Here is a 24,827-nt window from a genome sequence, read left to right on the forward strand (position 1 = left end):
CACGCGAAAGCGACCGGGCAGACTGTCGCGCATGCGCACGCCGGGGGAGGACCTTGAGGAGGACCCGGGGCACGGGTCCGCGAGCGGGGCCGGGCCCTTCGACGCGGACGGCCCGATCCGGGTGCTGGTGATCGAGGACGACCCGGTGGCCGCCGCGGCGCACGCCCTGTACGTCGGGCGGGTGCCCGGCTTCGCTCTTTCCGGTACGGCCCGCTCCGGGGCCGCCGCCCGCCGCCACCTCGACCGGCACCCCGTCGACCTGCTGCTGCTCGACCTGTTCCTGCCCGACGTGCACGGCTTCCAGCTCGTACGGTCCCTGCGGGCGGGTGGGCACGGCGCGGACGTCATCGCCGTCACCTCTTCGCGTGACCTGTCCTCCGTACGGGAGGGTGTTTCGCTGGGGGTGGTCCAGTACGTACTCAAGCCCTTCACCTTCGCCACCCTGCGCGACCGCCTCGTCCGCTACGCCGACTTCCGCGCCACCACAGGCGAGGCGGACGGCCAGGACGAGGTGGACCGGGCGATCGCCGTACTGCGCGCGCCGCGGCCGGCCTCGCTCCCCAAGGGGCTGACCGCCGCGACGCTGCGGGCGGTGACCGACGTGCTGCGGGCCTCCCCCGACGGGCTCTCGGCCGCCGGTGCAGCGGCCGGCGTCGGGGTCTCCCGGATCACCGCCCGCCGCTATCTGGAGCACCTCGTCGAGACCGGACGGGCCGTCCGCGCCCCCCGGTACGGGCAGGTCGGACGCCCCGAGTTGTGCTACCGCTGGTCGGCGCACTGACCCGTCCCAGGGCCCGCCACCGGGCCCTCACCCGCCCCGGCCCGGCCCGGCCCCGGCCCCGCCCCCTCGACCGGCCCCATTGACCTGCCCCTACTCGTGACTTACGGTCACCGGGCAGACCATCGTGGTTAGTTGGAGGTCGTGCCGTGCGCCCCACCGCCCCGCTGACGCTTCTCACCGCCCTCGTCCTGGCCGCCGGTACGCTCACCGCCTGCGGCTCCGGCTCCGGCGGCGACGGGAACACCGTCAAGGTCGCCTTCCCCAAGGACACCAACAGCAAGGTCACGCTCCGCGACGACTACGTCAAGCTGGTCGCCGGGCAGTTCGAGAAGGAGAACCCGGGCAAGAAGGTCCGGCTCATCCCGATCCAGGCGTCGGAGAACGACTACTACACCAAGATCCAGCAGATGATGCGCTCCCCGAAGACCGCCCCCGACCTGGTCTACGAGGACACCTTCCTGATCAACTCCGACATCGAGGCGAGACTGCTGCGCCCGCTGGACTCCTACCTGGGCAAGTGGTCCGACTGGAACCGTTTCGAGGCGAGTGCGAAGGCCGCGGCCAGGGGCTTGGACGGCAAGACGTACGGCGTCCCGGACGGCACCGACACCCGTGGCCTGTGGTTCAACAGGAACATCTTCAAGAAGGCCGGGCTGCCCCTGGACTGGCGGCCCCTGACCTGGGACGAGGTGCTCTCCGCGGCCCGTACGATCAAGAAGAAGGTCCCCGGCGTCATCCCGCTGAACGTCTTCACCGGCAAGGGCGCGGGCGAGGCCGCCGTGATGCAGGGCTTCGAGATGCTGCTGTACGGCACCGGGTCGACGGACCCGCTCTACGACCCCGCCACCAAGAAGTGGGTCACCGGCAGCCAGGGTTTCAAGGACAGCCTGGCCTTCATCGACACGGTCTACTCCGAGAAGCTCGGCCCGGACGTCTCCGACGCGCTCAGTCCGAACATCCAGACCAATGTGGCCACCGAGCTGCTGCCCGAGGAGAAGCTGGCGATCGACCTCGACGGTTCGTGGCTGGGCCAGCAGTGGCAGAAGACCGGCGGCAAACCCTGGCCGCAGTGGTCCACCACGCTCGGCCGTACCGCCTTCCCCACGCAGAAGGGCCGGGCGCCGGGGAAGGTGAGCCTGGCGGGCGGCTGGACCTGGTCCGTACCGCAGCAGGCCCAGCAGCCCGATCTGGCCTGGAAGCTGATCGAGAAGCTCCAGACCAAGGCCAACGCCGTGGAGTGGTGCGTCCGGGGCGCGCAGATCGCGGTCCGTAAGGACGTGGCCAACGACCCCGCCTATCTGAAGTCCATGCCGGGCATCGAGTTCTTCACCGGCCTGGTCGGCATCAGCCGGTACCGCCCGGCGCTGCCGGTCTATCCGAAGGTGTCCGCGGCCATCGGCGAGGCGATGGAAGCCGTCACGGCCGGCGACGCCTCGCCGCAGAAGGCCGCCAAGGACTACGACGAGCAGCTCAAGACGCTGGTGGACGGCCGGACCGTCGCCAAGCCATGACCGGCACCACGGCCCCGGGCCGTCCCCGCAGCCCCTCCGGCCCGTCCCGCCGTCCGCGCGGCTCCGCCGGCCGTCCCCGCGGCCCCTCCCCCTTGCGTACGGGCCTGTTGCGCTGGTCCCCACTGGCCCCGGCGACCACCCTCCTGCTCCTCTTCCTCGCCGGGCCCATCGGCTACTGCGTCTACATCGCCTTCACCGACATGCAGCTCACCGGCCAGGAGTCCACCTCCTTCGTCGGCCTGGAGAACTTCCGGCACGCCTTCGGCGACCCCGCCTTCCGCAACGCCGTCTTCCTGACCCTGGTCTTCACCCTGATCTCCGCCGTGCTGGGGCAGAACACCCTGGGCCTGGCCCTGGCCGCGCTGATCCGCCGCGCATCCCGGCCCGTACGCGCCCTGACCGGCGCCGTCGTGATCGCCGCCTGGGTCATCCCCGAGATCGTCGCCGGCTTTCTGCTCTACACCTTCTTCGAGCGCCGCGGCACCCTCAACGCGATCCTGGAATGGCTCCACCTGCCCGCCCAGAACTGGATGTTCACCCTGCCCATCCTCGCCGTCTCCTTCGCCAACGTCTGGCGCGGCACCGCCTTCTCGATGCTCGTCTACTCCGCCGCCCTGTCCGGCATCCCGAAAGAGGTCACCGAGTCCGCCGAGGTCGACGGCGCCGGCGGCCTGCGGCGCCTGTGGCACATCACGCTCCCCATGATCCGCCGCTCCATCGGCACCAACCTCATGCTCAACACCCTCCAGACGCTCTCCGTCTTCGGGCTGATCTGGGCCATGACCCGCGGCGGTCCGGGCAACCGCAGCCAGACCCTGCCGGTCTTCATGTACGACCAGGCGTTCTTGAAGTCGCTGATCGGGTACGGCACGGCGGTGGCCCTCCTGCTGCTGGTGGTGGGCGCCCTGTTCTCGGCGGTCTATCTGCGTCTGATGCGCGAGGAGGTCTGAGGAGATGACCCGGCCGCTCCCCGGCCGCCCGCGGGCACCGCTGGCCGTACGACCGCCGCGTCCCGCGCGCCCGCGCCCGCCCCATGCCGTACGACTGCCGCCCGGTCTGCGCCTGACCCGCCGCGGGCGGCACCGGCTCGCCGCCGACCTCGGGCTGCTGGTGGTGGCCGTGGCGTTCGCCGTCCCGCTGGCGTGGCTGGTGTTCTCCTCGCTGGACGCCGAGGCGTCCTTGCGCGTACGGCTGCCCCGGGAGCCCACGCTGCACAACTTCTCGGCGGTGCTGACCGACGAGATCACCTTCACGCCGATGCTCAACAGCCTGCTGCTGTGCGGGAGCGCCACGCTGATCACGGTGGTCTGCGCGGCGCTGGCGGCCTACCCGCTCTCCCGGTTCCGCTCCCGCTTCAGCCGGCCGTACCTGCTGACCGTGCTGTTCTCGACCTGTCTGCCGATCACCGCGGTCATGGTCCCGGTGTACGGCCTGTTCGTGCAGGTCAACCTGATCGACACCCGGTTCGGCACGGCGTTGTTCCTGGCCACCGCCCAACTCCCGTTCGCCATCTGGCTGATGAAGAACTTCATGGACGGGGTGCCCAAGGTGCTGGAGGAGGCGGCGTGGACGGACGGCGCCTCCTGGGCCCAGACGCTGCTGCGGGTCATCCTGCCGCTCATGGGGCCGGGTCTGACCGTCGTGACGGTCTACACCTTCATCATGATGTGGGGGAACTTCTTCGTCCCCTTCATGCTGCTGCTCTCCCCCGACCAGCTTCCCGCGTCGGTCAGCATCTTCACCTTCTTCGGCAACTACGGGGCCGTCGCCTTCGGCGAGCTGGCGGCCTTCTCCGTCCTGTACTCCACGCCGGTCGTGCTGCTGTACGTACTGATCTCCCGGCGGCTCGGCGGCGGCTTCACGCTGGGCGGGGCCGTGAAGGGGTGACGGGAAGGCAGGGGTCCGGGGGAATCAGGGGTGTCCGGGGAATCAGGGGTGTCCGGGGAACCCACGGCGGGGCACGTACGTTCATCGGTCGGCGGGGCCGGGGCCCGGGCGGGCCGAGGGAGGGGGCGTGAAGTGGGCGGGGAGTGCAGCGCGCGGACGGCCGTGGACTTCTGGTTCGACCCCATATGCCCGTACACCTGGATCGCCGCGCAGTGGATCAGGGAGGTCGAGCGGGTCCGCCCGGTGCGGGTGCGGTGGCATGTGATGAGCCTCCAGGTGCTCAACGAGGGCCGGGAGGTCAACCCGGAGGACCCCGGCGGCGAGTGGGGCGACTACCTGTGGGCGCCGGTGCGGGTCTGCGCGGCGGTGGAGCGGCAGTACGGCCAGGAGGCGCTGGCCCGGTACTACGCGGCCTTGGGCATACGGCTGCACCACCGCGGTGAGTGGGACGCCCTGGGTGCCGCGCTGGCCGACGCCGGGCTGCCGGAGGGGCCGGCCGAGGCGGCCCGGGACACCGGGTACGACGCGGCGGTGCGCGCCTCGCACGCCCGCGCCATGGCCCTGGTCGGGGACGACGTCGGCACGCCGGTGATCCGTACCGAGGACGCGGACGGGCGGCAGGCCGCCTACTTCGGCCCCGTCGTCTCCCCGGCGCCGCGCGGCGAGGCGGCCGGCCGGCTGTGGGACGGGACGCTGCTGATGGCCTCGGTCCCCGGCTTCCACGAGCTGCGCCGCCCGCCGTCCGGCGCCCCGGACTTCGGGGCCGGCGGCACTGTCTGACGTACGCGTACGGGGCCTCTCCGGCCCGCCGGTCCGCACCATCCGTCCGGTCCCCTACGGGCCGCCCGTCGGCCACAAGTCTGACGGATGTCCGTCTACGGGATGACACGGGTGCGCGGGATGAGACTTCCGGCCGGTACGGCTTTCGGCACTTCGGGCTGAGGTCAGGGGCGGGTCCCGCACTCGACAATGGGAACACCGGTTCCCGTACGGCTCCGGTCTCCCACCCGTCCCCGTTCCAGGAGTTTCCCCGTGTCCCACGCGGCCACCTACCCCGCCCCCGCCCGAGCCACCGCGACCGTCGCCGCCCGTGCCACGAACCTGAGCAAGGTCTACGGCCAGGGCGAGACCCGCGTGGTCGCGCTGGACAACGTATCCGTCGAGTTCGGCCAGGCCCGCTTCACCGCCATCATGGGCCCCTCCGGCTCCGGGAAGTCCACCCTCATGCACTGCATGGCGGGCCTGGACACCATCTCCTCCGGCTCGGCGCAGATCGGTGACACCGAACTGACCGGCCTGGCCGACAAGCAGCTCACCAAGCTGCGCCGCGACAAGATCGGTTTCATCTTCCAGGCGTTCAACCTGCTGCCCACCCTGACCGCGGGCGAGAACATCACGCTGCCGATGGACATCGCCGGCCGCAAGCCCGACCAGCAGTGGCTCAAGAACGTGATCGACACCGTCGGCCTCTCCGGCCGGCTGTCCCACCGCCCCTCCCAGCTCTCCGGCGGCCAGCAGCAGCGCGTCGCCGTGGCCCGCGCGCTGGCCTCCCAGCCGGAGATCATCTTCGCGGACGAGCCCACCGGCAACCTCGACTCCCGCTCCGGCGCCGAGGTGCTGGGCTTCCTGCGCGAATCCGTCCAGGCCATGGGCCAGACGGTCGTGATGGTCACCCACGACCCGGTCGCCGCCTCCTACGCGGACCGGGTGGTCTTCCTGGCCGACGGCCACATCGTCGACGAGCTGTACGAGCCGACCGCGGACGCCGTCCTGGACCGTATGCGGATGTTCGACTCCAAGGGCCGTACGAGCTGAGGCCGTACGAGCTGACGAGCCGAGGCCGTACGAGCTGACGCCGTACCGGCCGGCCCGGCCCCACCGGCCGCCGCCCGCCCCCACCGCCGCTTCCGTACCCAGGACTGACACCACCACCATGTTCCGCAACGCTTCGCGCAACCTCCTCGCGCACAAAGCCCGTCTGATGATGACCGCGCTCGCGGTCCTCCTCGGCGTCGCCTTCGTCTCCGGCACCCTCATCTTCAGCGACACCGTCGGCAAGGCCGTCGAAAAGGCGTCGGCCAGGAACCTGGAGGGCATCGCGGTCTCCGTGACCGCCACCGGCGACGCCGGCTTCCCCGGTTCCAAGGCCAACCGCAGCACCGCCTTGGACAACAAGCTGGCCGACAAGATCCGGGCGCTGCCGGGCGTGGAATCCGTACGCCCCAACGTCAACGGCTCGGCCACCATCGCCGACAAGGACAACCAGCCCATCGGCGAGAGCTGGCAGAACCTGGCCGGCAACTACCAGCCGGGCCCGGACGGCAAGGACAGCCGCTACCCCGTCAAGGAAGGCCGTGGCCCGGCCAACTCCGGCGAGATCGCGCTGGATGCCGGGACCGCCGAGAAGGGCGGCCTGAAGGTCGGCGACACCGTACGGTTCGCCACCACCGGCCCGGCCCTGAACAAGAAGCTCGTCGGCATCGTCGAGACGGACAACCCGCGGGCCACGGTGGGCGGCAGCCTGGCGCTGTTCGACACCGCCACCGCGCAGAAACTCTTCCTGCACCCGGGCCAGTACGACGAGATGGTGGTGGCCGCCAAGCCCGGCACCGACCAGCGGGCGCTGACCGACAGCGTCTCCGCCCTGCTGCCCAAGGGCAAGGCCGAGGCGACCAGCGGCGCCGACCTGGCCGCCCAGCAGTCCAAGATGGTCGCCCACAGCAATGCCGCCCTGAGCCAGACGCTGCTGGTCTTCGCCGGCATCGCCCTGTTCGTCGGCGTCTTCATCATCGCCAACACCTTCACCATGCTGATCTCCCAGCGCAGCCGCGAGATCGCGCTGATGCGGGCGATCGGCGCCTCCCGCCGTCAGGTGGTCCGCTCGGTGCTGGCCGAGGCCGGTCTGCTGGGCCTGGTCTCCTCCGTCGTCGGCTTCGCGCTGGGCACCGGCATCGCGGTGGGCCTGCGCGCGATCCTCAACGCCAACGGCGCCGGCTTCCCGGACGGCCCGGTGATCATCAGCCCGGCGGCCGTGCTGTCCGCCCTGGGGGTCGGGGTCCTGGTCACGGTGCTGGCCGCCTGGCTGCCCTCGCGCAAGGCCGCCAAGATCGCCCCCGTCGAGGCGCTGAGCACCGTGGACGCGGCCCCCACGCCGCGCAGCCTGGTCATCCGCAACTCCCTGGGCCTGGCCGTCACCGCCCTCGGTGTCGGGATCATGTTCTACCTCTGGGGCTCCAAGATGAAGGACGCCCTGATGCCGGCCATGGCGGGCGGGGCCCTGACCCTGACCGGCGTCATCATCCTGGCCCCGCTGCTGTCCCGTCCGGTGGTCGCCCTCTCCGGCTGGGTCACCACCCGTCTCTTCGGCGTGACCGGCAAGCTGGCCAAGGAGAACGCGCTGCGCAACCCGCGCCGTACCGCCGCCACCGCCTCGGCGCTGATGATCGGGCTCGCCCTGATCACCGGCATCACGATCGTGGGACTGTCCTCGCAGCAGGGCGTCGACAAGATGGCCGCCAAGGGCCTGAAGGCCGACTACCAGGTCAGCAACACCGCCTTCACCGGCATCGAGCCCGCGCTGACCAAGAAGGTCGCCCACGTGCCGGGTGTCGTGGCCGCGGTCCCCGAGTACCGGGCCCACTTCAAGATGGCGGGCGACCACTTCTCCAGCGTCACCGCCACCGACCTCTCCAAGATCGAGCAGGTCACCGAGCTGAAGTTCGACAGCGGCTCGCTGGACGCCATCCGCGGCAACGCCGTCGCGGTGTCCCGGAGCGAGGCCAAGACCCTGGGCGTACGGCCCGGCCAGACCGTGACCGCGGACTTCAACACCACGCAGGACAAGCTGAAGAAGAAGACGGCGCAACTGCAGATCGTCGGTGTCTATGAGGACAACGACCTCATCGGCGGCATCCTGGGCACCCCCGCACTGGTGGACCGCCAGCTCAAGCCCGAGCCCGTCATCCACGAGAAGCTCCTGATCAAGGCCGCCGACGGTCCCAGCGCCGGGCTGGAGAAGGAGATCCGCAAGGCGCTGGGCGACAGCCCGCTGCTGAAGGTGCAGGACCACGAGGACCTGCGCAGGGAGAGCGCCGGCAACATCAACACCGCGCTGAACATGGTCTACGGACTGCTCGGCATGGCCGTGGTCATCGCGATCGTCGGTGTCGTCAACACCCTGGCCATGTCGGTCTTCGAGCGGACGCGTGAGATCGGGATGCTGCGCGCGATCGGTCTGGCCCGCGGCGGCATCAAGCAGATGATCCGCCTGGAGTCGGTGGCCATCTCCCTGTTCGGCGCGGTGCTCGGCATCGGGGCAGGCGTCTTCCTCGCCTGGACCGGCGGCTCCATGCTCGGCAAGTCCTGGGAGGCCTACGAAATGGTCATGCCCTGGGGCCGGCTGGGAATCTTCCTCCTGATCGCCCTGGTCGTCGGCGTCCTGGCCGCGGTATGGCCCGCCCGCCGGGCCGCCCGCCTGAACATGCTGGAGTCCATCGGCTCCCAGTGACGGCCCACCCGGACCGCCAACTGGCGCCCCCGCCCGGTTACGGGCGGGGGCGCCCTTACGTCAGGGACCGTCCGTCCCGACTCTGTCGAGCGCGAACCACACGCCCTTACGGAAACGGCATCCGGCGTCGGTCCGGTAGACACCCCAGCGCGCCGCCAGTGCCTCCACGAGGAACAGGCCGCGCCCCGAACCGCCGTCAATCCGGGCGGGCAGACTGAGGAGCCGGCCACGGGGGGTGTCGTCCCACACGGCCACGCATACGGAACGGGGGTGCACGGCCACGTCGAGGCGCACCACGGCCGTCTCCGTGTGCAGATGGACGTTCGTGACCAGCTCACTGACCAGAACGCGCATGTCGTCGACGAGTTCGGCGTTGCCGGTCAGTGTCATCAGATCGGCGACGACGGTCCGTGCGATCTTCGGCGCGCCGGCCTCGCTGGCCAGATCGAACCGGAACCGGTGGCGGCGTGCTTCGGGGCTTGCGGGGGGCCGTTTCGGGGGTGCGAGCGTCATGATTACGTCTCCCAACGCGGATCGACGCGCCGCTCACCGCCGTGACCCGACCACCCCCAGGGGCACGCCCGAAGACGCGCGCGAGCGGCTGCACTTGACGTTCCGGCGTGCGGCGCGGTGTTGCCAGGACCATAGGGTGAAAAACTGGACCGGTACAACCCTGTACCTCGAAAGTGTGACGGCTAGTGGACCCGTGACGCCGTTCCCGGCACACTCAGGGGGAACAAGGGGAAGGGACACATGCCGCCGAGAGACAATCCGACCGCCCGACAGATTCGCCTGGGTGTCGAGCTTCGGAAACTACGCGAGCGTGCCGGCCGGACGGCACGCGAGTCCGGTGGCCTGCTCTCCACCGACGCAGCCCGGATCAGCAACATCGAGGCCGGCCGTCTGGGAATCAGCGAAGAGCGCATTCGCCGGCTGGCGACCTTCTACCAATGCGACGATGAACCACTCATCGACGCCCTGTGCGAGATCGCCGCCGAGCGCAGGGGAACGCACTGGTTCGACGACTACCGGGGCATCCTCACGCCCGGGTGGCTGGACATCGCCGAACTCGAACTGCATGCGACGGCGATCCGCTCATTGCTGTCGACAACCATGCCCGGCCCGTTCCAGACCGCGACCTACGCACGAGCCCTGTTCGAAGGGGTGACGCCAGTACTACCGTCGAACGAGGTTGAGACGCGCGTCGAGCACCGACTCAAAAGGAGAGCCGCCTTCGAGGGCCCGTCACCGACTCCATACACGGCGATCCTGCACGAAGCCGCCCTGCGGATGCGGTTCGGCGGGCGCAAGGTCACGCGCGAGCAACTCGAATACCTCGTCGAGGTTTCCCACATGCCCACCGTGACCGTGCGGGTGATTCCGTTCATGAACGAGAGGTTCATCGAGTTGACGCAGCCGGTCATGTACGCGCACGGAAAGGTTCCGCAACTGGACACCGTGCAGATCGATTCGGCTTTGGGCGGGCGATTCCTTGACGCCGAGGCCTACCTGAAAAAATACAACGGCCTGCTCGCCATCGCCGAACACGCGTCTCTCAGCGAAACCGAGTCGCGAGAGTTGATCCACAACATCGCACAGGAAGTGTGAGGCTGAAGAACATGAGCACAATCGGCCCAGTCAAGTGGCAGAAGTCTTCTTTCTCCGGGGGTGAAGGGGAAAACTGCGTCGAGGTCGCACTGCACGAAGGCAACATCATGATGCGCGAGAGCGATGACCCCAGCAGCACAATAACCACTACTCGCGCAAAGATGGCCGCGTTCATCGAGGGCGTGAAAAACGGAGAATTCGACCACTTCGCCCACTAGTGCGGGTTCCGCACGTCAGTGTGGCGCACGTGCTGCCCCCGCCCGGTACGGGCGGGGCTTTTACCTACGCCGGTTTGCGCAACAATCCACCGGATCGCACCCGAAATGTGAGCCATCAGGAATGACAGAAGCAATACGCTGGCAGAAGTCCTCCTACTCCGGGGGCGACACGGGGCAGAACTGTGTGGAGCTGTCCAAGGACGGCGATGTGGTCAAGCTGCGCGAGAGCGATGACCCCGGCAGCACAATAACCACTACTCACGCAAAGATGACCGCGTTCATTCGAAGCCTGAAAAACGGAGAGTTCGACCACTTCGCCAACTAAGGGCTTGCAGAGAAGCAACACGTTGCTTCTCTGCAAGCCCTTACTCTTCTTCTCTTCTCAGCCGTGCCCAAGTGTGACTGTCCAGACTGTCGTGGGGGCCGAGGCGGGAAAGTTCTACGCCGTCACGTCCCAGAGCCACGATGAGTGGCCGAGTTCCCCGGTCGGCGTAAGAAGACCTCCAAGCGACGATGACTTCGCGCTGGTCGGGTGTGTCGAGCCGACGGTGACCGATGAGGAGGCAGGTGACCTCGCGCCCCAGACGAATGAGGGCGCAATTGATCCATGAGGCTGTGGCCACGGAGTGCGGCGAATCACGGTGGCGGGTGAGGCTTGCCACGCCTCCGCCGGCGCGGACATCGATCACGTCGACGCCGACAGGATGGCCCATCGGACCGCTACCGCCGACTACGTACTCCCACTCCCCCTCATGCCGCTCCAGGAACGCGATGTGCTCATATGCCCTTGCCGACTTCGGACGCCATATAACCCAGACCGCACCAACACCGGCGGTCGCGTCGATATCCGCCGACACCACTGACAACACCCGCCGCGGTATCAGTCGTGGTTGCAGGTCCGTCCCGTTCAGCACACGCTGCACCGTCCCAGGAACCAGAGCTTCCACCCATCGCTCCACCCCCAGGCCAAGACCCCACATCCGCATATCTCTGCCCCTCTGAGTCTCAAGCCGCGGGCACCTGGGCTACGGCTCGCAGCCACCGATCGATCCCCGCGAGTGGACAGTTCTCTTGCACCGGGCGGCGAGTTCAGCACAACGCGTCGTCACCGGTGCTGTTTGAGGCGACTGGCGCCACGGCAACCCCAGGGACAAGAGCCTGTGGCCACGCCGCAGGAGAGCGGCGTGGCCACAGACCTTCACCCTTCCCTATGCGCACGGGAAATACGCAACACGGCTGTAGGCCACGGCCGAGGAGGTATTGCCGTGAAAGATGGAGCCATAGGCCACCGTGCGCCAAGCCAATTTCTCATCTTCGGGCTTCGGCTTACATTTCGCTGGAGCCGTGGCGTTCCTAGCCGAAGGCGGGCACTTGAAGTAACGAGGACTTGCCCCGCCGACCATCCATTGACGGGAATACACGTGATACCATTCTACGTCCGTTTCATAGGAGCACGAGTCCGGTGGATGCGGCGCGCAGCTTTGGATTCCGCCGGTTCCGGTAACTTTCTCACCACTGTGGCGAGGCTTGAAGGCGGCGAGCTCACAGATCACTTTGTCGGTCCCGCCTGCAGTTACCGATACAGTATCCGGGCCGGGATTTGAAGGAGGCTCCTCGGCCTGCGCCAGAGGCGCAGTCGCCAACGTTAGAGCCACAGCTACCACGGAAGCAGTATTCCGGGCAGCGGGTCGTAATCGCACGGATCGTCATCTCCTTCATGTACTACTGGAGCCCGTGTGACCGACACGGGCAAGAAGCAGTGCGTGAATCCATGCCCGGAACAAGGTACACAGTAGGCACGTTCCGGACACAATTGTCACCCGGCCGTACACAAGAGGCGTTTCCCTTGTCGGTGCGAAGGCAAGCAGCGGCGACGCACTACCGCAAGTGAACAGGAACCGGACCGGATGACGATTCCGGTGGTGACCGCCCCAGCCTCCGCAATCGAGCGCGGCGAGCCGCAACCGGGGCCGGCGGCGAGACCTCCGGCAGGAGGCCGCGGGTGGGAGGGTTGGCCGTCGGCTGCGGGGCAACCCGCCCCGCATGGCAGGCAATCAGAAATCCGACCACCCCACCGCGCTCGGCACCGGCTCGTGGTGGGCCGTGCTGCGGCGTACGGCCAAGGAGTTCGTGGACGACGAACTGCACGACCGGGCCGCGGCCCTGACGTACTACGGAGTGCTCTCCCTCTTCCCCGCGCTGCTGGTCCTGGTCTCGCTGCTCGGCGTGATCGGCAGGTCCGCCGCCCAGGGGATCCTGGACAACCTGCAACAGCTCACGCCGGGCGCCGCCCAGGACATCTTGCGCGGTGCGGTGCACCAGCTCCAGCGCAGCGGCGGTACGGGAAGCGTGCTGGCCGTCGTGGGTCTGCTGGCCGCGCTGTGGTCGGCGTCCGGTTACATCGCCGCGTTCATCCGTGCCGCCAACGCCGTCTACGACCTTCCGGAGGGCCGCCCGGCGTGGAAGACGCTGCCGCTGCGGCTGACGGTCACGGTGGTGCTGATGATGCTGATCTCCGTCAGCGCGGTGATCGTGGTCTTCACCGGGCCGCTGGCCCGGCAGGCGGGCCGGAGCCTGGGCATCGGGGACGCGGGCATCACCGTCTGGTCGATCGCCAAATGGCCCGTACTGGTCCTGCTCGTGGTGATGATGGTGACCCTCCTCTACCGCACCACGCCCAACGTGCGTGTCCCGGGCCTGCGCTGGCTGACGCCCGGCAGCTTCCTGGCCGTCCTGTTGTGGCTCGCCGCCTCGGCCGGCTTCGCGGTGTACGTGGCCAACTTCGGCTCGTACAACAAGACCTACGGCACGCTGGCCGGCGTCATCATCTTCCTGGTCTGGCTGTGGCTGTCCAACCTGGCGATCCTGCTCGGCCTGGAGTTCGACGCCGAACTGGTCCGCCAGCGGGCGATCGCCGACGGTCATCCGCCGGAGGAGGAGCCGTACGTGGAACCCCGGGACACCCGCACCTGGCCTCGTGGACTGCGGCGGCGCGTCCGGCGGCAGCGGCACGGCCGGGAGCGGGCGGCCACGGACCGCTGAGGCGCTGAGGCGAGGAACCGCCCCCGGGCCGGACGTCCCGGGTATCACGCGTCGCGGCGGAACAGGGCGGTCCGCGCTAACGGTTCGCCGAAGTTCACGAAAGCGCAGGGCGTGAGTAGCGTCAATGTTCGTGCTCGGCGCGGTTCCTGGCGGTACGCCAGAAACCGCACCGGGGTGTTCGAGGCGATTTCAGCCGGGCCAGGTGCCGGTCAGTTTGCGTACGGCCACCGCGCCGCCCCGGTCCACGGCCGCGCGTACCGTGCCCAGGATCGCGCCCTGGAGAGCGGCGGCCGGCAGGACCTCACGCCAACTACGGTCCTCGTCCGTGGGCTCCGGGGCCTCCGCCTGTCCGGCGGCCTTGCGCCATACGCGCTTGAACACCGCGCCGGCCAGCGCGCCGGCGAGCAGCCCGAAGAGCATGCCCAGCGGCTTGTAGAGCAGCTTGATCATCGGCACCGCCCCAGGCCGCGAGCGGTCCGCCGGCCACGGCCGACGCGCGCCAGGCGGCCGACGCGGGCCGCGCGGAGTGCGCGTACGGTACGCAGCGCCCGGACGGCGCGCAGTGCGCGGTCGGCACGGACCGTACGGCCGCCGGCGCGTATCGCCCGGGATGCCGTCCGGCCACTGGCAGTGCCATGACCGCTGTCGCGGCTGCGCAGTACCAGGACGCCGGCCCCGACCAGCAGGACGCCGCCCGCGGCGCCGGCGGTGCGTGCCGGGTGGCGCCGGGACGCCCCGAGGGCCCGCGTGGTCACGGCCCGTGCCCGCCCGTACGTACGGTCCCTGAGCCGGACCGCTTCTTGGCGGGCGCGGCTCTTGACATCGGCCCTGGCCGCCAGTTCCGCGACGGTGTCGCCGAGTTCGCGCCGGGTCCGCTCGATCCGCTCGCGCAGCTCCTCGGGGCTGGGGGCGGCCTCCTCGCGCTTCGCCGACTCCGGCTCCGGCGTCGGCGTCGGCGTCGGTTCCTGCGCCGCTGCCGGCTCCCGCGCCGCTGCCGATGTCTTCTTCTCGTCCGTCCTGGATTCGCTGGTCACCGTCGTGCCCTCCCTTTGATCTCCTCGATGTCCCGCCGCACCCCGCGCAGCGTCTCCTCGGGCACCGGCGGCACGGCGCGTCGGATCCGCTGCCGGCCCAGGAGCGCCAGGGTCCCGGCGAGCACCAGCAGGGCCGCCGCGACCACCAGGCCCGCGGCCCACGGGGACAGCACCAGCGCGAGCGCGAGGACCGCCGTCGCCACCAGTGTCTGTGCCGCCAGGAACGCCACCGCTCCGGCGCCGCCGAGCAGTCCGCCGCCCAGGCCGAACCGCTTGCCCTTGCGCGTCATCTCCATGCGGGCCAGGGCCATTTCGTCGCGTACGAGGTGTGCCATCTGGTCCGACGCCTGCGCGATCAGCTCGTTCACCGGACGGTGGTCCTGCCGCGCGGGCCGGTGGTCCATGGAAGTGCTCATCCCGGTCACGCTCCCTTCTCCCAGGGCTTTTCGGAGCTCTCGCGGTTCCCCGGAGCTGTCCGGGTACCTCCTCACCGGCTCGCTAACCGGAACGCGGGGCCGCCACCCGTCCGTACGGCACGGCGGGGCCGCGTCCGCACCCGGCAGGGCCGCGTACGAACCCGCCGGGCCCCGCATGAAAAAAGCGGCGCGCGCCCCTCATGGAGAGGGACGCGCGCCGCATACGGTCCGCCGGGCCGGAGCAGTCCGGGGTCAGAAGACGGACTCGGCCTCGTCCATGCGGGACGCCGGCACGGTCTTCAGCTCCGTGACCGCCTCGGCCAGCGGCACCATCTTGATGTCCGTGCCGCGCAGCGCGGTCATCTTGCCGAAGTCCCCGCGGTGCGCCGCCTCCACCGCGTGCCAGCCGAAGCGGGTGGCCAGCACCCGGTCGTACGCGGTGGGGGTGCCGCCGCGCTGGACGTGGCCGAGGATGACCGGGCGGGCCTCCTTGCCGAGGCGGTGCTCCAGTTCGCGGGCGAGCGCGGTGCCGATGCCCTGGAAGCGCTCGTGGCCGTACTGGTCGATCTCGCCCTTGCCGTAGTCCATGGAGCCCTCGGCCGGGTGGGCGCCCTCGGCGACGCAGACGACCGCGAACTTCTTGCCCCGGGCGAAGCGCTCCTCGACCATCGTGACCAGGTCGTTGACGTCGAAGGGGCGCTCGGGCAGACAGATGCCGTGGGCGCCGCCGGCCATGCCGGACTCCAGCGCGATCCAGCCGGCGTGCCGGCCCATGACCTCCACGACCATGACGCGCTGGTGGGACTCGGCGGTGGTCTTCAGGCGGTCGATGGCCTCGGTGGCCACGCCGACGGCGGTGTCGAAGCCGAAGGTGCGGTCGGTGGAGGAGATGTCGTTGTCGATGGTCTTGGGGACGCCGACGATCGGCAGGCCGGCGTCCGAGAGCATCCGGGACGCGGTGAGCGTGCCTTCGCCGCCGATGGGGATGAGCACGTCGACGCCGTACTCACGGGCGAGGTCCTTGCCGTTCTCGCACGCCTCGCGCAGCCGGGCGCGCTCCAGGCGGGCGGAGCCCAGGATCGTACCGCCGCGGGCCAGGATGCCGCTGACCGCGTCGAGGTCGAGCTTGCGGTAGCGCCCGTCCAGGAGGCCCTTGAACCCGTCCTCGAAACCGATGACCTCATCGCCGTGTTCCGTCAGCGCCCGGTGCACCACCGAACGGATCACGGCGTTCAGGCCGGGGCAGTCGCCGCCCGCGGTGAGGACTCCGATACGCATGGTGCTGTGTCTCCTGTGCTCGCTGTTGGTTCTTGTGAGCCGGTCCGATTCTTTCACGGGCCGTAAGGCCCTGCCCTCACAGCTCGACGAGTACCCCCGGCGCCCCTGCTGTCCCCTACTGTCACGGGGTAAGACTGGAGGAGCGGCTTATCCACAGACGCAGGTATTGTCAAGAGGGGCAAGCCCACCATAACGGGTAATTTGACCTTGCGAGCAACGAATGGACGGAGAGCACGCGTGACGCGCAGCGTGTACGTGACCGGGATCGACCGAGGCGACGGCCGCCAGGTCGTCGAGCTGGGAGTCATGGAGCTCCTGACTCGCCATGTCGACAAGGTGGGCGTCTTCCGCCCGCTGGTACACGACGGACCCGACCGCCTGTTCGAGCTGCTGCGGGCGCGCTACCGGCTCAGCCAGCCCGCGGACACCGTATACGGAATGGCGTACCAGGAGGCAAGCGCCCTCCAGGCCGAGCAGGGCACCGACGAGCTGGTCTCCCGGCTCGTCGACCGCTTCCTGAAGGTCGCCCGGGACTACGAGTACGTCCTGGTGCTCGGCACGGACTACGCCGCCACCAACCTGCCGGACGAACTGACCCTCAACGCCCGCCTGGCCAACGAGTTCGGCGCCTCCGTGCTGCCGGTGGTCGGCGGCCAGGACCAGTCCGCGGAGTCCGTGGCGGCCGAGGCACGCAACGCCTACCGTGCCTACGAGTCCCTGGGCTGCGACGTGGTGGCGATGATCGTCAACCGGGTCGCTCCCGAGGACCGCGCCCGGATCGCCGAGCGGCTGTCCGCCGGCCTCCCGGTGCCCTGCTACGCACTCCCCGAGGACGGCTCCCTCTCCGCGCCGACCGTCGGCCAGATCGTGCAGACCCTGGGCGCGGAGGTGCTGCTCGGCGACGACTCGGGGCTCGCCCGCGACGCCCGGGACTTCGTCTTCGGCGGCGCCATGCTGCCGACCTTCCTCAAGGCACTGACCCCCGGCTGCCTGGTGGTGACCCCCGGCGACCGCGCGGACCTGGTCGTCGGCGCGCTCGCCGCGCACAGCGCCGGCGCCCCTCCCATAGCCGGCGTGCTGCTCACGCTGGACGAGCGGCCGGGCCCGGACATCATGGCGCTGGCCGGCCGGCTGGCCCCGGGAACCCCGGTCGTCTCCGTGCCCGGGGGCTCCTTCCCCACCGCCGAGCAGCTCTTCGCCATCGAGGGCAAGCTCAACGCCGCCTCCCCGCGCAAGGCGGAGACCGCGCTCGGCCTGTTCGAACGGCACGTCGACACCGCCGCGTTGACGAACCGCATCTCCGTCGCCCGCTCCGGCCGCGTCACGCCGATGATGTTCGAGCACGAGCTGATCGAGCGCTCCCGCTCCGGCCGCCGCCGGGTCGTGCTGCCCGAGGGCACCGAGGAGCGGGTGCTGCGCGCCGCCGACGTCCTGCTGCGCCGCGACGTGTGCGACCTGACCCTGCTGGGCGAGGAGGAGGCGATCCGCAAGCGCGCCGCCGACCTGGCCATCGACCTCGCCGACGCGCAGATCCTGGACCCGCAGACCTCCCCGCTGCGCGAACGCTTCGCCGAGCTGTACGCGAAGCTGCGCGCCCACAAGGGCGTCGGCTACGAGCTGGCGTACGACGTGGTCGCCGACGTCTCCTACTTCGGCACGCTGATGGTCCAGGAGGGCCTGGCCGACGGCATGGTCTCCGGCGCGGTGCACTCCACCGCCGCCACCATCCGCCCCGCCTTCGAGATCATCAAGACCAGGCCGGGCGCGCAGATCGTCTCCTCGGTGTTCTTCATGTGCCTGGCCGACCGCGTCCTGGTCTACGGCGACTGCGCGGTCAACCCGGACCCGAACGCCGAGCAGCTCGCCGACATCGCCATCCAGTCGGCCACCACCGCCGCCCAGTTCGGCGTGGAGCCGCGGATCGCGATGCTCTCGTACTCCACCGGCACCTCCGGCTCCGGCGCGGACGTCGACAAGGTCCGCAAGGCCACCGAGCTGGTCCGGGAGCGGCGGCCGGACCTGCTGGTCGAAGGGCCGATCCAGTACGACGCGGCGGTGGACGCCGCGGTCGCCAAGACCAAGCTCCCCGGCTCCGAGGTCGCGGGCAAGGCGACCGTACTGGTCTTCCCCGACCTGAACACCGGCAACAACACCTACAAGGCCGTACAGCGCTCGGCGGGCGCCGTCGCCGTCGGCCCGGTGCTCCAGGGCCTGCGCAAGCCGGTCAACGACCTCTCGCGCGGCGCGCTGGTGCAGGACATCGTCAACACGGTGGCGATCACCGCGATCCAGGCGCAGGGCGAGCGGCCCGACGCCACCGGGCCCGCCGCCGCCGGGGCCGGCCCCGAGACCGCCGGGCGCTGACCGGTCCGGGCCGGCGCGGACGGCCGCGCCGGCCCCGGCCCCGGACCTCGTCGCCGGACCCCGGCCCCGTACGTAGCCCACCCCTCCCCCACCCTCACCGGAAAGCCCTAAATGACTGCCAACGCCACCCGTGTCCTCGTCCTGAACTCCGGCTCGTCGTCGGTGAAGTACCAGCTCATCGACATGACCGACGGCTCCCGGCTGGCCGCCGGCCTGGTCGAGCGGATCGGCGAGGCCACCTCGCGCCTGGTGCACAGCCCGCTGGCCACCGGCGGCGACAAGCGCGAGCAGGAGGGCCCGATGGCCGATCACGAGGCCGCGCTGCGGGCCGTCGCCGACGAACTCGCCGCGGACGGGCTGGGCCTGGACTCGCCCGAGCTGGCCGCCATCGGCCACCGTGTCGTACACGGCGGGCTGAAGTTCACCGAGCCGACCGTGATCGACGAGACGGTGATGAAGGAGGTCGAGCGGCTGGTGCCGGTGGCGCCGCTGCACAACCCCGCCAACATCACCGGTATCCGCACCGCCCAGGCGCTGCGCCCCGACCTCCCGCAGGTCGCGGTCTTCGACACCGCCTTCCACACCACGATGCCCGAGCACGCGGCCCGCTACGCCATAGACGTGGAGACCGCCGACGCCCACCGCATCCGCCGCTACGGCTTCCACGGCACCTCGCACGCCTACGTCTCGCGCAAGACCGCCGAGCTGCTGGGCAAGTCCCCCCAGGACGTCAACGTCATCGTGCTGCACCTGGGCAACGGCGCCTCGGCCTCGGCGGTGGCCGGCGGGCGCTGCGTGGACACCTCCATGGGCCTGACCCCGCTGGAGGGCCTGGTCATGGGCACCCGCTCCGGCGACGTCGACCCGGCGGTGGTCTTCCACCTCAAGCGGGTGGCGGGCATGGACACCGACGAGATCGACGTGCTGCTCAACAAGAAGAGCGGTCTGATCGGACTGTGCGGCGACAACGACATGCGCGAGATACGCCGCCGCATCGACGAGGGCGACCAGCGGGCCGCGCTCGCCTTCGACATCTACATCCACCGGCTGAAGAAGTACATCGGCGCCTACAGCGCCGTGCTGGGCCGGGTCGACGCGGTGGCCTTCACCGCGGGCGTCGGCGAGAACGCCGCCCCGGTGCGCGAGGCCGCCGTCGCCGGCCTGGAGGAGCTGGGCCTGGCGGTCGACGCCGACCTGAACTCCGTACGGTCCGACGAGCCCCGGCTGATCTCGCCCGAGTACGCCCGGGTCGCGGTCGCCGTGGTCCCCACCGACGAAGAGCTGGAGATCGCCACCCAGACATACGCGCTGGTCAGCGGCTGAGTCATGGCATGCGGTCCGGCGCCTTGCGGGCGCCGGGCCACGGACCGGCCGCCCACCGGGTGTCTCCGGCAGCACAGCCGAATATTCCGCTCCGAAACAAAACGATAGGATCGCTCCATGCGCCGTTCCAAAATCGTCTGCACCCTGGGTCCCGCCGTCGACTCCTACGACCAGCTCAAGACGCTGATCGAGGCCGGCATGAACGTGGCCCGTTTCAACATGAGCCATGGCAGCCACGGGGAGCACGAGGAGCGGTACCACCGCGTCCGTAAGGCTTCCGAGGAGACCGGCCGCGCGGTCGGCGTGCTGGCCGACCTCCAGGGCCCCAAGATCCGCCTGGAGACCTTCGCCGACGGCCCGGTCGAGCTGGTGCGCGGGGACGAGTTCGTCATCACCACCGAGGACGTCCCCGGCGACAAGACCATCTGCGGTACGACCTACAAGGGCCTGCCCGGTGACGTCTCCAAGGGCGACCCGGTCCTGATCAACGACGGCAACGTGGCGCTCCAGGTCGTCGAGGTCGACGGCCCGCGGGTGCGCTGCATCGTCATCGAGGGCGGCGTGATCTCCGACCACAAGGGCATCAACCTGCCCGGCGCGGCGGTCAACGTCCCGGCACTGTCCGAGAAGGACATCGAGGACCTGAAGTTCGCCCTGAACCTGGGCTGCGACCTGGTGGCGCTGTCCTTCGTACGGGACGCCAAGGACGTCCAGGACGTGCACCGCGTCATGGACGAGGTCGGCCGCCGGGTACCGGTGATCGCCAAGGTGGAGAAGCCGCAGGCGGTCGCCAACATGGCCGAGGTCGTCGCGGCCTTCGACGGTGTGATGGTCGCCCGCGGCGACCTGGCCGTGGAGTACCCGCTGGAGAAGGTCCCCATGGTGCAGAAGCGCCTGGTGGAGATGTGCCGCCGGAACGCCAAGCCGGTGATCGTCGCGACCCAGATGATGGAGTCGATGATCACCAACTCGCGGCCGACGCGCGCCGAGGCCTCCGACGTCGCCAACGCCATCCTGGACGGCGCGGACGCGGTGATGCTCTCCGCCGAGTCCTCGGTGGGCGCGTACCCGATCGAGACCGTCAAGACGATGTCCAAGATCGTCGAGGCGGCCGAGGAGGAGCTGCTCTCCAAGGGCCTGCAGCCGCTGGTCCCGGGCAAGAAGCCGCGTACGCAGGGCGGCGCGGTGGCCCGCGCGGCGGCCGAGATGGCCGACTTCCTCAACGGCAAGGCGCTGGTCGCCTTCACCAAGTCCGGTGACACCGCCCGCCGTCTGTCGCGCTACCGCGCGGCCCAGCCGATCCTGGCCTTCACCACCGACGCGGCCACCCGCAACCAGCTCGCCCTGAGCTGGGGCGTGGAGACCTTCGTCGTCCCGCACGTGGAGCACACCGACGAGATGGTCGACCTGGTCGACGCCGAGCTGCTCAAGCTCCAGCGCTACAGCAAGGGCGACACCATGATCATCACGGCCGGTTCGCCCCCCGGCGTCCCCGGCACCACCAACATGGTCCGGGTGCACCACCTGGGCGGCGAGCGCGCCTGACGCGGCTGCCTCCCCCTGGCACAACGGCCGTGGCCGCCACTCCTCGCGGGTGGCGGCCACGGCCGTTTTCCGTCCGGTTCCCGGACCCCGGTGCTCAGCCCTCGACGTACTGGTGCAGGCCCTGGATGGTGAGGTTGCCGCCGAACTGGCCCGCCTGGGTGATCTTCACCTCGGTGAAGTACGCGAAGGGGACGTTCAGGGGCGGCGGGTGCTCGGGGTCGAAGACGATCGGGATGATGCCGAACAGCTTGCCCTGGAGCCGCTCGGTGTACATGGTGACCTTGCCGCCGGTGATCGTCGACGTCGAGCCGGGCGCGGACGCCACGTGGTACTTCCGGCCGTCCGGGCCGTCCACGATCTGGTGCAGATCGTCGATGTCGATGCTGTCGGCGGTGAACTTCAGGGCCTGCTTGGTCTTCTTGTCGGGCGTGGTCAGGTTGACGACACCCTCGTAGTCCAGGCCCCGCAGCGTCAGGCCGGTGGACTCCAGGTGCCACGGCCGGTCGGGGATCCTGGCCGGGGTCTGCTCGTCCTTGCCGTCCGTCTTCTTCTCCACCACGCACGGGAACGGCTTCTTGCTGTCGGCGTCCGGGGCGCCGGCGTCCGTACTGCCGCTCGGTGACGGGGACGGGGACGCGGACGAGGCCGGGCCCGGCGTCGGGGAGGCGGTCGTGGCGGGCGCGTCCTCGCCGGCCTTCCCGTCGGCGCCGGGCTTGTTGCCCGTATCGGCCGGTGGCTGGTCCTTGCCGGACGCGGACGGCGACGGAGCAGGCGAGGGCGGGGTCGCCGCGGGACCGGCCGGCTCGTCCTCGCCGCCCTTGTCCGGGTGGAGGACGTCGTGCAGCTTGTCGCCCAGGCCCAGCGGGTCGTACCAGGGGTTCTCGGTGCTGGACGACGCGGAGGGCGAGGGTGACGGGGACGAGGAAGACGACGGGGACGGGGAGGACGACGACGGGGAGGACGACGGCGACGGTGACGCGGAGGACGAGGGCGACGGCACGGGCGTGGCGCCGGAACCGCTCTTGTCCTTGGCCGCCTTGTCGTCCTGGGACTCGCCCTTGCCGTCCTTGCCGTCCTTGGTGTCCTTGCTGTCCTCGGTGTCCTTCTCGGCCGGATCCGTCTTCTCCGGCGTCTCCGCCTTCTTCTCCGGCTTCTCCGGCGCGCTCACGCACGGCCCGTCCTTGAACGGACTGGCAGGCGGCTGCGGCTTGGCCATCGCCAACTGCGGCGTCAGCCCCATGCCCATCAGTACGGCGGAGGGCATCGCGGCGAGGGCGATGGCCTTGCCCGCGGGAAGGTGCAGCCGAGTCAGCAGCGGCCTCTTCGTGGCAGCGTGCCTCGGCCCGGATCTCGCCCCGGGGACCACGCCCCCTTCGTTCAGCTCGTCACCCGGCACCGTTCCTCCTGTTCGCCCCGTTGGACGGGCTCGTCGCCGACAGGTCCTGCGTCATCCGGTCCTCCGCCGGACCGTCTCCCGGCGGACCGGCCGGCTCGCGTGCGCCGCCGCGCCGCCCGGTGACGGGTTTGCCCGGCACCCAGGAGACCGCGAGGGCGCCGCCGATCAGTCCGGGCAGAAAGCCCAGCAGGAACCCGCCGAAGTTGGCGACGACCAGGGAGACCAGGGACAGCAGGATTCCCGCCACGCCTGCGAAGACCCGCGAAACGGGCTGGAACCACATGGTCAGGCCGAGGACGACCAGCAGGACTCCGATGATCAGTGACCCGGCCCCCGCGGTCGTCGCCAGGCGGAAGCTCAGGGAACCGATGCTGAGGTTCGCGTAGGGGATGTACATGATCGGGAAGCCGGCCAGCACGGTCAGCAGCCCGCCCCAGAAAGGCCGGCGTCCGCGCCAGCCGCGGAACGCCAGGCGCTTGCGCCGGAAGGACCCGTTCTGCCGCGGCAGCGCGTCGGTGGTCATGCGCCGGCCCCCTTCCGGCCGGCGGGACCGGATTCGCGCCGCGCGCACCCGAAGTCGATTCGCTCGCGTCGCTCGCTCATGTTGTACAGCTCCTCGGGACTGGCACATCGTGGTACGTGAGAGCCGGAGTGGGGTGGCCGGCCGCGCGGCGGGCCACCGGCGTACGGGCACGGGGGCCGGTACGGCGAGCCGTACCGTACGCACCCCGCGCCCATGCGCCCGGTACGTCAGGCGGTGGGCCCGACGCGGGTGTGCGGTGCTCTCACTCCTTGTAGCACTCGGTTTCCTTGCCCTTGCTGACGCTCATGTGCAGGCCGCTGAGCTGGAACGATCCGGCCGTGGTGGCCCAGGCGCGCTGCTTGACGTCCTTGAAGAGCACGGACTCCGCCTGCTGGGCGAAGGAGCCCTTCACGTACTCGCCCCGGTGTCCCTCACCGGGAGCCGCCGGGCCGGGACCCTTGGTGGTGCTGTCCACCGACACACCGATGTCGACCTTGTTGAACGTCGCGTTGGTGCGCAGGTCGTCCGCGTCGATGTAGAGCGTCTTGGCCTCGACCTTGGGCGAGCCCTTGCCGCCGGCGTCCAGCCGCATCGTCACGTCACCGAACAGCGGCACCGGGACGACGACGGACTGGCAGAGTTTGGTGATCTTGGCCGAGTCGAGGCCGACCACGGCCACCGGGTGGCCACCCGTCGTATTGACGTCCATGGCTCCGTACTGGACGAAGCCGGTGCCTTCCAGCTCCTGGGCCGTCACCTTGAACTGCTGACCGGAGACGCTGAACGACGCGGCGAGCGCGCCCTGTGACAGGGCGACGCCGATCGCGGCCGTCGCCGCGATGCTGGGCACCATGACGACGGCGAACCGCCGCCATCTGGTCCCGCCACGAGCCTGGGACTCCATGACTTTCCTCCTTCTCGGACGTACATCTCCGGTACGGGCAGGGCCACTTGGGTGGGTTCAAGCCGTACCCGGGATGGGAGAAGTGCTACGTCCTCGGGAAGGAGAGCGCCGTCGTCGGAGCCGTTCCACGTACCACTGCGTACCGCCTGACACGTGCCGTCTTCCGATCGCCGGCGATCACCCCCGAGCGACAACCACTGGCCACGCTCACGCGTGACTGCTTCGGACAGGCTCCGCCGGGTGGGCGAAGACCCCCCTGTCCGAGGCCGGCGTCCTGTCCGCCGGCCACTCGGTGGGGACCCAGGCCCCGTCGCGCCGGCCGGCTGCCGGGCTGCGGGAATGGACCGAGCGTGGCCGATCGTGGTCCATCGGACGCCGCCGCACAAGAGGTTCGTTACTTGCGAGTAACGGACAGATAACCGAACCGCGACCGGCTGATATCGCGCGGGCACCCTCGGTCGTCACCGACAGCGAGGAGCCACGGAGGAAT

23 protein-coding genes are annotated in these 24,827 nt (G+C 70.0%); 14 read left to right on the plus strand and 9 right to left on the minus strand.

Annotation, left to right across the window (positions count from 1 at the left end):
- Positions 1–31: 31 nt before the first annotated feature.
- The 7 genes from KGS77_RS10120 (at position 32) to KGS77_RS10150 (ending at position 8,686) form a co-directional block, all read left to right on the plus strand.
- Positions 32–781: a response regulator gene (locus KGS77_RS10120; RefSeq protein WP_242580379.1), complete on the plus strand. Its 750-nt coding sequence runs from the start codon at positions 32–34 to the stop codon at positions 779–781.
- Positions 782–927: 146 nt separating this feature from the next.
- The gene (locus tag KGS77_RS10125; protein ID WP_242580381.1) at positions 928–2,292 is read left to right on the plus strand and encodes an extracellular solute-binding protein; all 1,365 of its coding nucleotides are present in this window, start codon (positions 928–930) and stop codon (positions 2,290–2,292) included.
- Positions 2,289–3,242 (plus strand): sugar ABC transporter permease, encoded by a 954-nt coding sequence (locus KGS77_RS10130; protein WP_242580383.1) that lies wholly within the window; start codon positions 2,289–2,291, stop codon positions 3,240–3,242. Before KGS77_RS10125 ends, KGS77_RS10130 begins: the two co-directional genes overlap by 4 nt.
- Positions 3,243–3,246: 4 nt before the next feature.
- Complete coding sequence (locus KGS77_RS10135; protein WP_242580384.1) at positions 3,247–4,179, plus strand: carbohydrate ABC transporter permease; 933 nt, start codon at positions 3,247–3,249, stop codon at positions 4,177–4,179.
- Positions 4,180–4,311: 132 nt separating this feature from the next.
- Complete coding sequence (locus tag KGS77_RS10140; RefSeq protein WP_242580386.1) at positions 4,312–4,959, plus strand: DsbA family protein; 648 nt, start codon at positions 4,312–4,314, stop codon at positions 4,957–4,959.
- Positions 4,960–5,211: 252 nt separating this feature from the next.
- Entirely contained in the window at positions 5,212–5,994 is a 783-nt protein-coding gene (locus tag KGS77_RS10145) for an ABC transporter ATP-binding protein (RefSeq protein ID WP_242580387.1), read from the plus strand.
- A gap of 118 nt (positions 5,995–6,112) precedes the next feature.
- Entirely contained in the window at positions 6,113–8,686 is a 2,574-nt protein-coding gene (locus KGS77_RS10150) for an ABC transporter permease (protein WP_242580388.1), read from the plus strand.
- Positions 8,687–8,746: 60 nt separating this feature from the next.
- Here KGS77_RS10150 and KGS77_RS10155 read toward each other — a convergent pair whose 3' ends face one another.
- Positions 8,747–9,199, minus strand: coding sequence for an ATP-binding protein (locus tag KGS77_RS10155; protein WP_242580389.1), 453 nt, complete (start codon positions 9,197–9,199; stop codon positions 8,747–8,749).
- Positions 9,200–9,439: 240 nt separating this feature from the next.
- Between KGS77_RS10155 and KGS77_RS10160 the strand changes: the two genes are divergently transcribed.
- The 3 genes from KGS77_RS10160 to KGS77_RS10170 all read left to right on the plus strand — a co-directional run bounded on the left by KGS77_RS10160 (position 9,440) and on the right by KGS77_RS10170 (position 10,837).
- A complete protein-coding gene (locus tag KGS77_RS10160) occupies positions 9,440–10,294 on the plus strand; it encodes a helix-turn-helix transcriptional regulator (protein ID WP_242580390.1) in 855 nt (284 codons plus the stop codon).
- Between the two features lie 11 nt (positions 10,295–10,305).
- Positions 10,306–10,512, plus strand: coding sequence for a DUF397 domain-containing protein (locus KGS77_RS10165; protein ID WP_242580391.1), 207 nt, complete (start codon positions 10,306–10,308; stop codon positions 10,510–10,512).
- Between the two features lie 121 nt (positions 10,513–10,633).
- Positions 10,634–10,837: a DUF397 domain-containing protein gene (locus KGS77_RS10170; protein ID WP_242580392.1), complete on the plus strand. Its 204-nt coding sequence runs from the start codon at positions 10,634–10,636 to the stop codon at positions 10,835–10,837.
- A 40-nt stretch (positions 10,838–10,877) separates the two neighbouring features.
- On the opposite strand, the gene KGS77_RS10175 is transcribed toward KGS77_RS10170, so the two are convergent.
- Positions 10,878–11,459 (minus strand): hypothetical protein, encoded by a 582-nt coding sequence (locus tag KGS77_RS10175; protein ID WP_242580393.1) that lies wholly within the window; start codon positions 11,457–11,459, stop codon positions 10,878–10,880.
- Between the two features lie 1,096 nt (positions 11,460–12,555).
- On the opposite strand from KGS77_RS10175, the gene KGS77_RS10180 reads away from it, so the two are divergent.
- Positions 12,556–13,554: a YihY/virulence factor BrkB family protein gene (locus tag KGS77_RS10180; RefSeq protein WP_242580395.1), complete on the plus strand. Its 999-nt coding sequence runs from the start codon at positions 12,556–12,558 to the stop codon at positions 13,552–13,554.
- Positions 13,555–13,743: 189 nt separating this feature from the next.
- On the opposite strand, the gene KGS77_RS10185 is transcribed toward KGS77_RS10180, so the two are convergent.
- From KGS77_RS10185 to KGS77_RS10200, 4 genes are all read right to left on the minus strand, one after another.
- On the minus strand, positions 13,744–14,010 hold the full coding sequence (locus KGS77_RS10185; protein ID WP_242580397.1) for a DUF4235 domain-containing protein: 267 nt from the start codon (positions 14,008–14,010) through the stop codon (positions 13,744–13,746).
- Positions 14,001–14,588, minus strand: a complete 588-nt coding sequence (locus KGS77_RS10190) for a DUF3618 domain-containing protein (RefSeq protein ID WP_242580398.1) — start codon at positions 14,586–14,588, stop codon at positions 14,001–14,003. Before KGS77_RS10190 ends, KGS77_RS10185 begins: the two co-directional genes overlap by 10 nt.
- Positions 14,585–15,004 (minus strand): phage holin family protein, encoded by a 420-nt coding sequence (locus KGS77_RS10195; protein ID WP_242580399.1) that lies wholly within the window; start codon positions 15,002–15,004, stop codon positions 14,585–14,587. Before KGS77_RS10195 ends, KGS77_RS10190 begins: the two co-directional genes overlap by 4 nt.
- A gap of 252 nt (positions 15,005–15,256) precedes the next feature.
- Entirely contained in the window at positions 15,257–16,282 is a 1,026-nt protein-coding gene (locus tag KGS77_RS10200; RefSeq protein WP_242580400.1) for an ATP-dependent 6-phosphofructokinase, read from the minus strand.
- A 237-nt stretch (positions 16,283–16,519) separates the two neighbouring features.
- Here KGS77_RS10200 and pta point away from each other — a divergent pair, with 237 nt between their 5' ends.
- From pta to pyk, 3 genes are all read left to right on the plus strand, one after another.
- A complete protein-coding gene (gene pta / locus KGS77_RS10205; protein WP_242580401.1) occupies positions 16,520–18,646 on the plus strand; it encodes a phosphate acetyltransferase in 2,127 nt (708 codons plus the stop codon).
- Positions 18,647–18,757: 111 nt separating this feature from the next.
- Complete coding sequence (locus KGS77_RS10210; RefSeq protein WP_242580402.1) at positions 18,758–19,969, plus strand: acetate kinase; 1,212 nt, start codon at positions 18,758–18,760, stop codon at positions 19,967–19,969.
- Positions 19,970–20,086: 117 nt separating this feature from the next.
- Positions 20,087–21,514 carry a pyruvate kinase gene (pyk, locus tag KGS77_RS10215; RefSeq protein ID WP_242580403.1) on the plus strand — a complete coding sequence of 476 codons (1,428 nt, stop codon included), beginning with the start codon at positions 20,087–20,089 and terminating at the stop codon, positions 21,512–21,514.
- 94 nt (positions 21,515–21,608) lie between these two features.
- Here pyk and KGS77_RS10220 read toward each other — a convergent pair whose 3' ends face one another.
- From KGS77_RS10220 to KGS77_RS10230, 3 genes are all read right to left on the minus strand, one after another.
- Positions 21,609–22,910: a hypothetical protein gene (locus KGS77_RS10220; protein ID WP_242580404.1), complete on the minus strand. Its 1,302-nt coding sequence runs from the start codon at positions 22,908–22,910 to the stop codon at positions 21,609–21,611.
- Entirely contained in the window at positions 22,900–23,433 is a 534-nt protein-coding gene (locus KGS77_RS10225; RefSeq protein ID WP_242580406.1) for a DUF6114 domain-containing protein, read from the minus strand. The genes KGS77_RS10220 and KGS77_RS10225 overlap by 11 nt, the downstream gene beginning before the upstream one ends.
- Positions 23,434–23,695: 262 nt before the next feature.
- Positions 23,696–24,337, minus strand: a complete 642-nt coding sequence (locus tag KGS77_RS10230; protein WP_242580407.1) for a DUF6230 family protein — start codon at positions 24,335–24,337, stop codon at positions 23,696–23,698.
- Between the last annotated feature and the right edge of the window lie 490 nt (positions 24,338–24,827).

The sequence above is a fragment of the Streptomyces sp. MST-110588 genome (assembly GCF_022695595.1).
Classification (GTDB): Bacteria; Actinomycetota; Actinomycetes; order Streptomycetales; family Streptomycetaceae; genus Streptomyces.

Coding starts and splice junctions, on each gene's coding strand:
- KGS77_RS10120 (WP_242580379.1), top strand. CDS start 32: ATGCGCACGCCGGGGGAGGACCTTGAGGAGGACCCGGGGCACGGGTCC.
- KGS77_RS10160 (WP_242580390.1), top strand. CDS start 9,440: ATGCCGCCGAGAGACAATCCGACCGCCCGACAGATTCGCCTGGGTGTC.
- KGS77_RS10170 (WP_242580392.1), top strand. CDS start 10,634: ATGACAGAAGCAATACGCTGGCAGAAGTCCTCCTACTCCGGGGGCGAC.
- KGS77_RS10150 (WP_242580388.1), top strand. CDS start 6,113: ATGTTCCGCAACGCTTCGCGCAACCTCCTCGCGCACAAAGCCCGTCTG.
- KGS77_RS10180 (WP_242580395.1), top strand. CDS start 12,556: ATGGCAGGCAATCAGAAATCCGACCACCCCACCGCGCTCGGCACCGGC.
- pyk (WP_242580403.1), top strand. CDS start 20,087: ATGCGCCGTTCCAAAATCGTCTGCACCCTGGGTCCCGCCGTCGACTCC.
- KGS77_RS10155 (WP_242580389.1), bottom strand. CDS start 9,199: ATGACGCTCGCACCCCCGAAACGGCCCCCCGCAAGCCCCGAAGCACGC.
- KGS77_RS10200 (WP_242580400.1), bottom strand. CDS start 16,282: ATGCGTATCGGAGTCCTCACCGCGGGCGGCGACTGCCCCGGCCTGAAC.
- KGS77_RS10165 (WP_242580391.1), top strand. CDS start 10,306: ATGAGCACAATCGGCCCAGTCAAGTGGCAGAAGTCTTCTTTCTCCGGG.
- KGS77_RS10210 (WP_242580402.1), top strand. CDS start 18,758: ATGACTGCCAACGCCACCCGTGTCCTCGTCCTGAACTCCGGCTCGTCG.
- KGS77_RS10135 (WP_242580384.1), top strand. CDS start 3,247: ATGACCCGGCCGCTCCCCGGCCGCCCGCGGGCACCGCTGGCCGTACGA.
- KGS77_RS10130 (WP_242580383.1), top strand. CDS start 2,289: ATGACCGGCACCACGGCCCCGGGCCGTCCCCGCAGCCCCTCCGGCCCG.
- KGS77_RS10230 (WP_242580407.1), bottom strand. CDS start 24,337: ATGGAGTCCCAGGCTCGTGGCGGGACCAGATGGCGGCGGTTCGCCGTC.
- KGS77_RS10195 (WP_242580399.1), bottom strand. CDS start 15,004: ATGAGCACTTCCATGGACCACCGGCCCGCGCGGCAGGACCACCGTCCG.
- KGS77_RS10225 (WP_242580406.1), bottom strand. CDS start 23,433: ATGACCACCGACGCGCTGCCGCGGCAGAACGGGTCCTTCCGGCGCAAG.